The organism is Streptomyces violaceusniger Tu 4113, from assembly GCF_000147815.2.
Taxonomy (GTDB): Bacteria; Actinomycetota; Actinomycetes; order Streptomycetales; family Streptomycetaceae; genus Streptomyces; species Streptomyces violaceusniger_A.
Genome location: NC_015957.1, coordinates 4221780 through 4236031, shown reverse-complemented (window position 1 = coordinate 4236031; position 14252 = coordinate 4221780). Strand labels below are relative to the sequence as shown.

General features: G+C 72.7%; 2 protein-coding genes. Both read right to left on the bottom strand.

Annotated elements, in window-relative coordinates; all coding sequences use genetic code 11:
• Nucleotides 1-28: 28 nt before the first annotated feature.
• Nucleotides 29-6733 carry a type I polyketide synthase gene (locus tag STRVI_RS18085; RefSeq protein ID WP_043239102.1) on the bottom strand — a complete coding sequence of 2235 codons (6705 nt, stop codon included), beginning with the start codon at nucleotides 6731-6733 and terminating at the stop codon, nucleotides 29-31.
• A gap of 41 nt (nucleotides 6734-6774) precedes the next feature.
• Nucleotides 6775-14046, bottom strand: a complete 7272-nt coding sequence (locus STRVI_RS18080; RefSeq protein ID WP_050993684.1) for a type I polyketide synthase — start codon at nucleotides 14044-14046, stop codon at nucleotides 6775-6777.
• Nucleotides 14047-14252: the final 206 nt, after the last annotated feature.

Below are 14252 nucleotides of genomic sequence, written 5' to 3'. Positions count from 1 at the left end.
GCCTTCAGCGAAGGGCGCGCCACGTTGTTCATGACAGGCCAAGTTCGTTGTCGATGAATTCCAGAACCTGATCGGCGGTCGCCACCTGCAACCGCTCCACGGCATTGCCGTCGTCCGCCTCCGCCGGCGAGCACATCGCCTTCCACTTGGACAGCAAGGTCTCCAGCCGGGCGGTGACCGCGCCGGAATCCACGTCCTCGACGACGACGGCCGACAGGCTGTTCTCCAGCCTGACCAGCTCGTTGAGGACGGGGTGGGGCTGGGGTACGCCGGGGCCGTGGGCGCCCGGCTCACCGCCCGGCGAAAGCTCCTGGCGCAGATGCTCGGCCAGCACCGCCGCCTCCGGGTGGTCGAAGACGAGGGCCGCGGGCAGCCGCAGTCCGGTGGCCGCGGCCAGCCGGTTGCGCAGCTCCACGGCGGTCAGCGAGTCGAAGCCGAGGTCCTTGAACGACGCGTCCGGCTGCACCACACCCGGATCGGCGTGGCCGAGCACCGTGGCCGCCTGGGTACGCACCAGGTTGAGCAGCAGCCGGTGCTGTTCGGTGGACGGCAACCCCCTGAGCCGGCCCGCCCAGTCGGTGTTCTGCCCACCGGCGGCCGCGGTGGGCCGGGCCCGCCCGCTGCCGCCGACGGTGGCGAGGGCCCGCAGGGGGGCGGGGAGGGCGCCGGGGGTCTGCGCGGCGAGGGAGCCGGTGTCCAGGTGGAGCGCCAGCAGATGCGGATGGCCGTGGTGGCGGGCCGCGTCCAGCAGCGCCAGCCCCTCCTCGGTGCTGTTGGCCTTGATGCCCAGACGGCCGATCCGGGCCAGATCGGCGTCGGCCAGCCGCGCGGTGAGACCGCTGGTGGCCGCCCAGAGCCCCCATGCCACCGACAGCCCGGGGAGCCCGGCCGCCTGGCGGCGGGTGGCCAGGGCGTCGCAGAAGGCGTTGGCGGCGGCGTAGTTGGCCTGGCCGGGGGTGCCGAGGTCGGAGGCGAAGGAGGAGAACAGGACGAACATGCCCAGCCGCAGATGCGCGGTGGCGGTGTGCAGTTGGGCCGCCGCCGCGGCCTTCGCCGCCCAGGCCCGCGCCAGCCGCTTCGGGTCCTGCGAGGGCAGCATGGCGTCGTCCAGCGCCCCCGCCGCGTGCACGACACCGGTCAGGAGGTGCGCCGGGTCGACGCCCGCGAGGGTCTCGGCCACTTGGGCGGGGTCGCCGAGGTCACAGGCGGCGATACGTACCTGGGCCCCCAGGTCGGTGAGGTGGGCCAGCAGCTCCGGTGCGCCGGGGGCGTCGGGGCCGCTGCGGCTCACCAGCAGCAGATGGCGGATGTTCCAGGCGCGGACGAGGTGCTCGGCGACGTGCTTGCCGAGGGTGCCGGTGCCACCGGTGATGAGCACGGTGCCGTCCGGGTCCACGGGGGCTGGGACGTCCAGAACCAACTTGCCGGTGTGCTTGGCCTGGCTGAGATATCGCAACGCCTCACGCGCCCGGCTGAGCGGCCACGCCCGTACCGGTGGCGGCTCCAGCAGTCCGGAGGCGAACAACTCGCCCAGCTCCCGCAGCATTCGGCCGATACGATCCGGCCCGGCGTCCGTGATCAGGTCGTAGACCCGGTAGGTCACCCCGGGATACTCGGCCGCGATCAGCTCCGGGTCGCGGACATCGGTCTTGCCCATCTCCAGCAACCGGCCGCCTTCGCGGAGGAGACGGAGCGAGGCGTCCACGAACTCCCCGGCAAGACTGTTGAGCACCACATCCACACCCCGGCCGCCAGTGGCCTCCCGGAGCGTCTCCTCGAAGTCCAGATCGCGTGAGGAGGCCCGATGCACCTCGTCGATGCCCATCGCCTCCAGCACCCCGTGCTTGCCGGGACTCGCCGTCGCATAGACCTCCGCCCCCAGATGCCGAGCGATCCGCACCGCGGCCGTCCCCACCCCACCCGTCGCGGCATGGATCAGCACCCGCTCCCCCGCCTGGAGCCCGCCCAGCTCCACGAGCCCGTACCAGGCGGTGAGGAACACGACGGGGGTCGCGGCTGCCTGCCGGAAGGTCCAGCCGTCGGGGATGGGCACGACCGTACGGGCGTCCGCCACGGCCTGCGGGCCGAACGCGCCCTCAAACAGGCCCATCACCCGGTCGCCCACGGACACATGGGTCACCTCGGGGCCGATCTCCCGCACCACACCGGCGCCCTCGCTGCCCCCGAACACCGCGTCCCCGGGGTACATCCCCAACACGATCAGCGCATCACGGAAGTTGACCCCCGCCGCGTGGACATCGATCCGCACCTGGCCCGCCCGCAGAGGTTCCAGCACCTCCGGGCACGCCACCGGCCGCACGCCGTCCACCGTCCCGGCGCCCTCCAGCCCGAGCCGCCAGGCTGACGGCCCCACCGGGGCCGCCAGGCCCGCGCTCCGTGCGGCGCGCACCAGCCGGGGCATCAGCGCCCGCCCCGCGCGCAGCGCCAACTGCGACTCGTCCATCTCCACGGCGCGCGCCACGGCGTCGGCCACGAGGCGGGCGGACACCTCGGTGTGAGGGTCGAGATCGAGCAGCAGGAAGCGGCCGGGGTTCTCGGCCTGCGCGCTGCGCACCAGACCCCATACCGCGGCCCCCGCCGCATCCACACCCTCGTCCGTGGGATCAAAGCCATCCGGGTCACCCGTCGCGACGGCGCCACGCGTCGTCACCACCAACCGGGCCTCCGCCAGGCGTGGCTCGGCCAGCCAGTCCTGCAGCAGCGCCAGGACCCGTTCCGCCGAGGCCAGACCGTCGGCCGCGATCCCGCCGCCCCGCGTCTCGACCACCTTGGCGGGCTCAAGTGCCAGTACGACCGCGGGGGCGGGCGCGCCCGCGTCGAGCGCGCTGATCAACGCCTGCGGATCCGGATGGCGTACGGCGGTGGACCCGGTCGGAACCCTGTCCCCGGGTCCCAGGATCGCCCAGTCCGCGTCATCGGCCGTGTGGTCTGTGGACTGCCCGGCGCCGTTGGGCAGCGCGGGAACGGGCAAGGGAACCCAGTCCATGACGAACAGCCCATCCTTGCCCGGGCGTTGGGCTGCACGCAACTGATCGGCGTCGGCCGATCGCAGCATCACCGCGTCGGCGCTCAGCACCGAAGCACCGAGTGCGTCCGCCACGGTCACCCGCAGCGTGCGCTCGCCCTCCGCGCTCGACTCGTACGGAGAGATCCGCACCCGCACCGTGGTCGCCCCGGCCGCCCACAGCGACACTCCGTTCCAGGTGAACGGCAGCCACACCCGGCCATCGGCCGATTCGGCGTCGTCGCTCGTGGACCCCTCGGTCAGCAGAACGGGATGCAGCGCGGCGTCGAGCAGCGCGGGGTGGATGCCGAACCCCGTCCGATCGCCCGCCGCTTCGGGCAGCGCCACTTCGGCCAGCAGGTCAGCGCCGTCCCGCCACACGGCACGCAGCCCCTGGAAGGCCGGGCCGTAGGCATACCCCGACGCCGCGATGTGCTCGTAGAAGTCCACGGGGTCCACCGGCTTCGCGCCCGCCGGTGGCCACGCCCCGCCCAGCTCCTCCACCGGCCCGGAGCCCTCGGAAGGCGGGCTCAGCACACCCTCCGCATGACACACCCACTCGGCCGCCGTGTCGCCACCGTCGTCGGGACGCGAGTACATCCGCACATCGCGTCGGCCATCGGCACCCGGCCCGCCGACGATCACTTGCAGGCGGACCCCGCCGTGGGGCGGCAGCACGAGCGGTACCTGGAGCGCCAGCTCCTCCACACCACCGCAGCCGACCTCATCGGCGGCCCGCAACGCCCACTCCACCAGGGCCGTCCCGGGAACCAGGGTCGCGCCGGCCACCACATGGTCGGCGAGCCAGCCATGGGACTGTGCCGAGAGCCGTCCCGTCAGCAGATGGCCCTGGCCGTCCGCGAGCTCCACGGCGGCGCCCAGCAGCGGATGCCCCGCGGCGACGAGACCGAGGTCGGTGGGGTCGGCACACCGGCCGCTGAGGCCGTCGAGCCAATAGCGCTGGTGCTGGAAGGCGTACGTGGGCAGATCGACCGTACGAGGCGTGGGATCGCCCGGGAACGCGGCGCTCCAGTCCACCTCGACCCCAGCAATGAACGCCTGGCCGAGCGAGTGGAGAAACTGATCCTGGCCACCATGATCGCGACGCAGCGTGGGCACGGCAACCGCATCCACACCCACCTGCTCGAACGTCTCCTGCAAACCGAGAGTCAACACAGGGTGACTGCTGACCTCGACAAACACCCGATGCCCATCCGCCAGCAACGCCTCAACCGCATCGGCGAACCGCACCCGCTCCCGCAAATTCGACACCCAATAGCCCGCGTCCAAAACAGAAGCGTCCACCCGCACACCGGTCACCGTCGAATAGAACGCCACCTCATCCGCCCCACCAACAACCGGACGAACACCACCCAGAACCTCATCCAACTCCCCACGAATCTCCTCCACCTGAGGACCATGCGACGCATAATCCACCTCAATCAGCCGTGCCCGCTCTCCCGCCTCCTGGCACGCTGCGACGGCGGCGGCCACCTGCTCCGGCGGACCCGAAACCACGGTCGACGAAGGCCCGTTGACAGCCGCCACACCCACACCAGCGGCCTCATCGCCCAGCCCGGAGAGCAACTCCCCCGCCCGCTCCTGCCCCACACCCAGCGAGGCCATCGCCCCACCACCGGCCAACCGCCGCAACGCCTTGCTCCGCAAAGCCACCACCTTCGCACCGTCCTCCAAGGACAGCGCCCCCGCCACCACAGCCGCCGCGATCTCACCCTGACTGTGACCCACCACCGCCGCAGGACACACCCCATACCCCGCCCACACCGCAGCCAACGACACCATCACCGCCCACAACACCGGCTGCACCACATCCACCCGCCCCAGATCCGCCGCGCCATCAGCCCCCCGCAACACATCCATAAGCGACCACTCCACATACGGCGCCAGCGCCCGCTCACACTCCCCCACCCGCGCCGCGAACACCGGCGACACCTCCAGCAGCTCCGCCCCCATCCCCACCCACTGCGAACCCTGACCCGGAAACACCAACACCGGACCCACATCACCCACCACCGCAGCAACACCCGACTGCACCACACCCGGATGCGACACACCCCCCGCCAACGCCTCCACAGCAGCCGACAACTCGGCCCTGTCACCGCCCACCACCACCGCCCGATGCTCAAACACCGACCGCGAAGTGACCAACGACCACCCCACGTCCACCGCCGACAACCCCGAATCCCCACCCACCCGCTCAGCCAACGCCACCGCCTGCCCCCGCAACGCCTCCTTGCTCCGGGCCGAGAGCACCCACGGAACCGTGCTCGCGTCCGAGCAGGCCGGGGCCATTGGCGCATCGTCCTCAGCCGCCTGCTCCAGGATCAGATGGGCGTTCGTACCGGAGATGCCGAACGAGGAGACCGCCGCACGGCGGGGGCGTTCCAGGCGGGGCCACTCCATCGCTTCGTTCAGCAGCCGCAGCCCGCTGTCCTCCCAGTCCACATGCGGGGTGGCGACGTCGAGGTGCAGATTCGCGGGCAGTTGTGGGTGCCGGAGCGCCATCACCATCTTGATCACGCCTGCCACACCGGCCGCCGCATGCGTATGGCCGATGTTGGACTTCAGCGAGCCCAACAGCAGTGGCCGGTCGGCGGGGCGGTTCCGGCCGTACGTGGCGGTCAGGGCCTCGGCCTCGATCGGGTCGCCGAGTTTGGTGCCGGTGCCGTGTGCCTCGAGGGCGTCCACATCGCCCGGGGTAAGCTGGGCATTGGCCAGGGCTTGGCCGATGACACGTTCCTGGGCCACGTCGTTGGGCGCGGTGAGACCGTTGCTGGCGCCGTCCTGGTTGATCGCCGAGCCACGGATCACCGCCAGCACTCGATGGCCGTTGCGCCGTGCCTCCGAAAGCCGCTCCAGCACCACCAGGCCGACGCCTTCGGAGAAGCCGGTGCCGTCCGCGTCGGCGGCGAAGGACTTGCACCGGCCGTCCGGGGCAAGTGCGCGCTGCCGGGAGAACTCGGTGAACATGATGGGGGTGGCGAGCGAGGTGACACCGCCCGCCAGGGCCAGGGTGCACTCCCCCTGCCGCAGCGCCTGCACCGCCAGATGCATGGCCACCAGTGAGGCCGAGCAGGCGGTGTCCACTGTCACCGCCGGCCCTTCCAGACCGAAGGTGTAGGCCACCCGGCCCGAGATCACGCTGGTGAGTCCGCCCGTGGTGGCGTAGCCCTCGAATCCTTCGGGGATGCGTGGGGCCCGGGACAGATAGTCCTGGCTGGACACACCGGCGTAGACACCGGTGCGGGTCCCCTTGAGCGACACCGGATCGATACCGGCCCGTTCAAGGGATTCCCAGGCCATCTCCAGCACCAGCCGCTGCTGCGGGTCCATGGCGAGCGCTTCCCTGGGGCTGATGCCGAAGAACGCCGCGTCGAACCGGTCCGCTTCGACGAATCCGCCGTGCCGGACACAGCTCGTGCCGTAGTGCTCCGGATCGGGGTGGTAGAGGTTCTCGAGGTCCCAGCCGCGGTCCGTCGGGAAGTCCCCGATCGCGTCGACACCGGAGACGAGCAGTTCCCACAGCTCCTCCGGGGAGGTGACCCCGCCGGGAAAGCGGCAGGCCATGCCGACCACGGCCACCGGCTCGTGGGAACGCTCCTCCACCTCGCGCAAGCGCAGACGCGTATCGTGCAGATCGGCGGAAACGCGCTTGAGGTACTCGACCAGCTTCTCTTCGTTGGCCATGAGGGTCACCCGGCCTTCAGCGATCGTCGCGCCCGGCACATTCAGGACACTCCAAGCTCGTTGTCAATAAACTCAAGGACCTGATCCGCCGAGGCGGACTCCAGCCTTTGGGCCGCGCTCATTTCATCCGTCGGCTGCCGTGGCACCTGCGTGCTCGGCGGGACGATCGCGGTGGGGGTGGCGGCGGTGCCGTCCGAGGTCAGCCGTCGCACAAGGTGGTGGGCGATGCCTTCCGGGGTGGGATGCCGGAAGATCAAGGCCGCGGGCAGCCGCAGACCCGTGGCGGCCGCGAGGCGATCGCGCAGTTCGACAGCGGTCAGGGACTCGAAGCCCAGCTCCTTGAAGCTGGCGTCGGCGCGCACCGCATCGGCATCGGTGTGGCCCAGCACGGTGGCGGCGTGGTCGCGCACCAGGCCGAGAAGCGTGCGATACCGGTCGAGGGCCGACAGCCGCGCCAGCCGGGCGGCCCAGTCGACGGACGGCGCTTCGGCGGCGGCGGTACGCCGCCGTACGCTTCCCCCGCCACCGCCATCGGTGGCCACCTGGCCGGTGTTGAGGGATCGCAACTGATCGGCCTCGGCGGGACGCAGCAGCAGTGCGTCGATCGTCAGCACCGGGGCTCCCACGGCGTCGGCGACGATCACCCGCAGTTCCCGCTCGCCCTCGGCGGCCTGCGGACGGGCGGTGAGCCTCACCCGTACGGCGGTGGCCTCGGCCGCCCACAGGGACACGCCGCTCACGGTGAACGGCAGCCACATCCGGCCCTCGCCCGGCTCCGGCCCGGCATCGGGATGGCCGGGCAGCAGCGTCGGATGGAGCACCGCGTCCAGCAGGGCGGGGTGGATACCGAACCCATTGGGCTCTCCCGCGGCCTTGGGCAGTTCCACATCGGCCAGGAGGTCGGCGCCGTCCCGCCATACCGCGCGCAGGCCCTGGAACGCGGCTCCGTAGGCGTATCCGGATGCGGCGATCCGTTCGTAGAACCCGTCGGTGTCCACCGGCCGCGCTCCGGGCGGCGGCCATGTCCCGAGCAGCTCCGCCGCTCGGCTCTCCGGTACGGCAGGGCCGAGCACGCCCGCGGCATGGCAGATCCAGTCGGTGTCCCCACCCGTGCGAAGGGCGTCGTCGGGGAGGGAGTAGACCGCGATGTCGCGGCGCCCGTCGTCGGCGGACGGGCCCACCATCACCTGGACACACCGGCCGCCCGTCGCGGGCATCACCAGCGGCAGCCGCAGCGCGAGCTCCTCCACCACACCGCAGCCCGCCTCGTCGGCCGCCCGCAGCGCCCACTCCAGCAGCACGGTTCCGGGGACCAGGGCCACGCCCGCCACCACATGGTCGGTGAGCCAGCCGTGCGTCTGCGGGGAGAGACGTCCGGTCAGCACATGGCCGCTGCCGTCGGCGAGTCGCACCGCGGCGCCCAGCAACGGATGGTCCGCGGCGACCAGGCCGAGGGCGCCGGGGTCCCCGCCGGACCCGCCGGGGGTGTCCAGCCAGTAGCGGCGGCGCTGGAAGGCGTACGTGGGCAGATCGACCGTACGAGGCGTGGGGTCGGCCGGGAAGGCAGCCGACCAGTCCACCTCGGCCCCGGCGATGAACGCCTGCGCGACCGACTTCGTGAGCTGGGCCAGGTCCCCGTGGTCACGCCGCAGGGTGGGCACCGCGGCGGCGCCGCTCTCCGCGTGCTCGAAGCTCTCCCGCATCGCCATGGTGAGGACGGGGTGGGTGCTGGCCTCGATGAACACCCGGTGGCCATCGGCCAGCAGCGCCTGGACCGCCTCGGCGAACCGCACCCGCTCCCGCAGATTCCGCACCCAATAGCCCGTGTCCAGGACGGAGGCATCGGCCCGGCCACCGGTCACGGTGGAGTAGAACACCACCCCGGATGCGGACGCGCCGACCGGCTCAACTCCCCGGAGCAGCTCGGTGAGTTCCTCCGCGATCTCGTCGACCTGGGGACTGTGCGAGGCGTAGTCCACCTCGATCATCCGCGCCCGCTCGCCCGCCTTCCGGCAGACGGTCGCGGCGGCGGCCACCTGCTCCGGCGGACCGGACACCACAGTGGACTCGGGCCCGTTCACCACCGCCACCACTACCGCGGCGGCCCGGTCGCCGAGCCCGGACAGCAGCTCCGCGGCCTGTTCCTCACCTACGCCGAGGGAGGCCATGGCCCCGCCGCCGGCGAGTCGCCGCAAAGCCCTGCTGCGCAGCGCCACGACCTTCGCGCCGTCCTCCAGGGACAGCGCTCCCGCCACCACGGCCGCCGCGATCTCGCCCTGGCTGTGGCCCACCACGGCGGCGGGCCGCACACCGTACTCGGCCCATACGGCGGCCAGGGACACCATCGCCGCCCAGAGCACCGGCTGCACCACGTCCACTCGGCTCAGGTCGGCGCCTTCGGCCCCCCGCAGGACATCCGTGAGCGACCAGTCGACGTGGGGTGCGAGCGCTCGTTCGCACTCCGCCACCCGGGCGGCGAACACCGGCGAGGCGTCCAGCAGTCCGGCACCCATCCCGGCCCACTGCGAGCCCTGCCCGGGGAAGACCAGCACCGGGCCCGCGCCGCCCGTGGTGGCGGCCGTGCCCGTGTGCACCACGCCCGGGTGGGTGCCCTCGGATGCCAATGCCTGGAGGGCGGCGGTGAGTTCGGCGCGGTCCTCGCCGACCACCACCGCGCGGTGCTCGAACGCCGTCCGTGTGGTGATCAGTGACCAGCCCACTTCCCCGGCTGACGGGGCGTTGTCGGCGGCCATGCGGGCGGCCAGCTCCCGGGCCTGTCCCCGGAGGGCCTCGGCGCTCCGGGCGGAGAGCACCCAGGGCACTGGCCGGTCGTCCTCGTCCGTCCGCGCCCCGGCGGGTGCGGTTTCCGGCTCGGGGGCCTGTTCCACGATCAGATGAGCGTTGGTGCCGCTGATGCCGAAGGAGGACACGCCGGCGCGGCGGGGGCGTTCGTCGCGCGGCCACTCCAGCGGCTCGGTCAGCAGGCGCACCGCGCCGCCGTCCCAGTGGACATGCGGGCTGGGCGCGTCGATGTGCAAGGTGGCGGGCAGCAGTCCGTGCCGCATGGCCATCACCATCTTGATGACGCCCGCCACGCCGGCGGCGGCCTGGGTGTGGCCGATGTTGGACTTGAGCGAGCCCAGCCACAGAGGCCGGTCTCCGGTCCGCTCCTGCCCGTAGGTGGCGAGCAGGGCCTGGGCCTCGATCGGGTCGCCGAGGGTGGTTCCGGTGCCATGCGCCTCGACGGCGTCCACCTCGGACGGCGACAGCCGCGCGTCGGCGAGGGCTTGGCGGATCACCCGCTGCTGGGAGGGGCCGTTGGGCGCGGTCAGGCCGTTGGAGGCGCCGTCCTGGTTGACGGCCGAGCCCCGGATCACCGCGAGCACCCGGTGGCCCTCCCGCCGTGCGTCGGAGAGCCGTTCCAGGAGCAGCAGGCCGACGCCCTCGCCCCATCCGGTGCCGTCGGCTGCCGCCGCGAACGGCTTGCACCGCCCGTCGGGGGCCAGCCCCCGCTGGCGGGAGAAGCCGGTGAACATGCCGGGTGCGGCCATCACGGTCACCCCGCCGGCCAGGGCCAGCGCACACTCGCCCTGCCGCAGTGCCCGTACCGCCAGATGGACGGCCACGAGCGACGACGAACACGCCGTGTCCACCGAGACCGCGGGCCCCTCCAGGCCGAAGGTGAACGCCACCCGGCCGGACACCACGCTCGGGGTGCCGCCGGTCAGCAGATGGCCGTCGAGTCCCTTGGGTGCCTCGTGCAGCCGGGGGCCGTAGTCCTGGGCCGTCACTCCGACGAACACCCCGGTCGGGCTGGACCGGAGGGCGGTGGAGCGGATGCCCGCCCGTTCGAAGGTCTCCCACGCGGTCTCCAGCAACAGCCGCTGCTGGGGGTCGGTGGCCAGCGCCTCGCGGGGGCTGATGCCGAAGAACTCCGTGTCGAATTCCGGTGCGTCGTGGAGGAAGCCGCCCTCGTGGGCGTAGCTGGTGCCGGGGCGGTCCTGGTCGGGGTCGAAGAGTCCGGCCAGGTCCCAGCCGCGGTCCCGGGGGAACTCCCCGATCGCGTCGGCTCCCTCGGCCACCAGCCGCCACAGCGCCTCCGGCGAGTCGACCCCGCCCGGGAAGCGGCAGCCCATGGCGACCACCGCGATCGGTTCCCCGGCGTCGCGCGGTGTGGTGGCCATGGCCGCAGCGGAGGAGTCGGTGGCGGGGGTGGTGTGGGCCCGCAGCCGGTCGGCGACGGCCAGCGGCGTGGGGTGGTCGAAGGTGAGCGTGGCGGTCAGGGGCAGCCCGGTGGCCGCGCCGAGCCGCTCGCTCAGTTCGGTGGCCGCGAGCGAGTCGAAGCCCAGCTCCTTGAAGGTGAGGCTGGGATCGATGGCGCCCGGCGCCGAGTGCCCGAGGACGAGGGCCACATGTGTCCGTACGGTGTCCAGCGGGTCGCGGCGCCACCCCGCGTCGGCAGGCTCGGCCGACTCATCTGTGGGCGGCGCCGGGTCCGGGGCGCGGTCCGTCCCGATGGGGTGGGTGGAGGTCCCGATGGCGGGGGTGGCCGTCGCGGTGGATTCGGGTGGGGCGCCGGGCCAGTAGCGGTCCCGCTGGAAGGCGTACGTCGGCAGGGCGACCCGCCGTCGGGGATGTCCGGCGCAGGCCCGGTCCCAGGCCACTTCGGCGCCGCGGACATACGCCTGGGCCATGGCGGTGGCGAAGGTGCGCACCTCGGAGCGGTCGCGGCGCAGCGCCGCCACGGCGGCCGGGCGCGCCCGCCCGGGGGCCGCGCCCGGCCGTGCGGTGAGGCATTCGCGCGTCATGGCGGTGAGCGGGGCGTCCGGTCCGAGTTCGAGGAAGGTGGTGACACCGGCGTCCAGGAGGGTGTGCACACCGTCCATGAAACGCACCGCGTGGCGGGCGTGCCGGGCCCAGTAGTCGGGTGAGGCGAGTTCTGCGGCGGTGGCGAGCCGTCCCGTCACATTGGAGACGAGGGGGACGGCCGGTGTGGAGAAGGTCAGTTCCGAGGCGACGGCGCGCAGTTCGTCGAGCATGCCGTCCATATGCGGCGAGTGGAAGGCGTGGCTGACCTTCAGCAGCCGGGCCTTGCGGCCACGGTCACGCCAGACGGCGGCGGCCGCGTGGACGGCGTCGTGGTCGCCCGAAATCACCACGGACGAGGGCCCGTTGACGGCGGCGATGTCCAGCCGGTCGTCCCATCCGGCGAGCAGTCCGGCGGTCTCGTCCGCGTCGGCCTGCAGCGCGGCCATGGCCCCCTTCGCCGTGACCGACTGCATCAGCCGGCCGCGGGCGGCCACCAGAGCGCAGGCGTCGGGCAGGGTGAGCACACCGGCCACATGGGCCGCGGCGATCTCGCCGACCGAGTGGCCCATCACATGGCCGGGGGTGAGCCCCCAGGATTCGGCCAGCCGGTACAGAGCCACCTCGATGGCGAACAGCGCGGGCTGGGTGTACGAGGTCCGGTCGAGCAACGCCGCCCGCAGCGACGGGGCTTGGGCGGACATCACCTCGTGCAGCGGCTCCGCCAGCCGTGCGTCCAGGCAGTCGCACACCTCGTCCAACGCCGCGGCGAAGACCGGATAGGCGGCATACAGCTCATGTCCCATGGCCGCTCGCTGGCTGCCCTGGCCGCTGAAGAGGAAGGCGAGGCCGCCGTCCACGGCCCTGCCCCGCACCGCCCCGGCGGTCTCCGCGCCAGCGGCCAGCGCGTCCAGCCCGCTCAGCAGCTCGTCGGTGTCCGCGCCGAGGAGCACGGCGCGGTGATCGAAGGCGGTGCGGGTGGTGGCCAGGGAGTGTGCGATGTCGGCCGGGGAGAGGTCGGGGTGGTCCGTTAGGTGGTCGCGCAGCCGCCCGGCCTGGGCGCGCAGCGCCGCGTCGGTCTTCGCGGAGATCGGCCAGGCCACCACCGGGGGCGCGGGGGTGTCGGCCGGTGCGGGCACGGGTGCGGGCACGGAGGCGGACGCGTGAGCGGGCGCTTCGCCGAGGACGAGATGGCAGTTGGTGCCGCCCATGCCGAACGAGCTGACCCCGGCGAGCAGCAGCCGGTCCGGGCGGGGCCAGTCGCCGAGCCGGTCCTGGACCCGCAGTCCGAGCCCGGTCAGCGGGATCCGCGGGTTCGGGGTGGTGAAGTGGAGGCTGGCCGGGAGCAGGCGGTGCCGGATGCCGAGGGCGGTCTTGAGGAGGCCCACGATGCCCGCGGCGCCTTCGAGGTGGCCCACGTTGGTCTTGGCGGAGCCGACGAGCAGGGGTGTGCCGTCCGTCCGGGCGGTGCCGAGCGCGGCACCGAGCGCCGCCGCTTCGACGGGGTCGCCGACGGGGGTTCCGGTGCCGTGCAACTCGACGTACTGGACGTCGTCGGGTGCGACTCCGGCCCGCCGGTGGGCGGTTCGCACCACGTCCTCCTGGGCCGCCGGGCTGGGAGCCGTCAGCCCGTCGGTGGCGCCGTCGTTGTTGATGGCACCGGCATGGATGGCGCAGTACACCGGGTCGCCGTCGCGTACGGCCGCGGCAAGTGGTTTGAGGAGGACCGCCGCACCGCCCTCACCGCGGACGAAACCGTTGGCGCGGGCGTCGAAGGTGTGGCAGCGCCCGTCCGGGGAGAGCCCGCCGAACTGGGCGGCGGCGGCCGTCATGCTGTCCTCGGTGAGGATGAGGTTGACACCGCCGGCCAGCGCCAGGGTGCACTCCCCGCGCCGCAGGCTCTCGCAGGCCGTGTGGACGGCCACCAGCGAGGACGACTGTGCGGTGTCCACGGTGAGGCTCGGGCCGCGTAGACCGTATCCGTAGGAGACCCGGTTGGCGATGATGCTGCGGTGGACACCGGTCATGGCGTGCCGGGTGGCCGCGGTGGTGTCCCGGCGCAGCAGGGTGGCGTATTCGTCCCAGATGGCGCCGACGAACACACCGGTCGGGGTGTCCTTCAGTGTTCCGGGGCGGATTCCCGCGTCCTCGAACGACTCCCAGGCGAGTTCGAGCATCAGCCGTTGCTGGGGGTCCATGGCCGTCGCCTCGCGGGGCGAGATGCCGAAGAAGGAGGCGTCGAAGGTGTCGACGCGGTCCAGGAAGCCGCCGTACCAGGTCGGGGCGGGCCGGTCGGGGCCGTCGCCGGCCGCGGTGGCGGCGGTGCCGGTGGCGGCGGTGTCGGTCCGGCGGCGGTCCTCCGGCATGGCGGTGACGGCGTTCCCGCCCTGCCGCAGCAGCCGCCAGAAGGCTGACGGACTGGGTGCGTGCGGCAGGCGGCAGGCCATTCCCACCACGGCGATGGGCTCCGCTTGCTGAGGTGTCCGGGTGGGCGCGGCGCTATCCATCGCACCCCATATGGCGCTGGGAGAACATCTGCGTGTTCCGGGTGTTCTGGGTCATGGGCGGCACTCCCGCTCCGGATTGATGATCGGTGCGAGCACGTGGCCCATCGTGGGGCGCGGCTCTAAAGCAAGACCAAATAGGCCACGGCCGGTGACTTTAGAGACGCGTTACCGGAACCCATGACCATCGCTGAGCGGGTGAGCCCTTT

What these genes read in the sequence shown, in the direction of transcription:
- STRVI_RS18085 (WP_043239102.1), bottom strand. Translation starts at nt 6,733, where the DNA reads ATGGCCAACGAAGAGAAGCTGGTCGAGTACCTCAAGCGCGTTTCCGCC.
- STRVI_RS18080 (WP_050993684.1), bottom strand. Translation starts at nt 14,046, where the DNA reads ATGGATAGCGCCGCGCCCACCCGGACACCTCAGCAAGCGGAGCCCATC.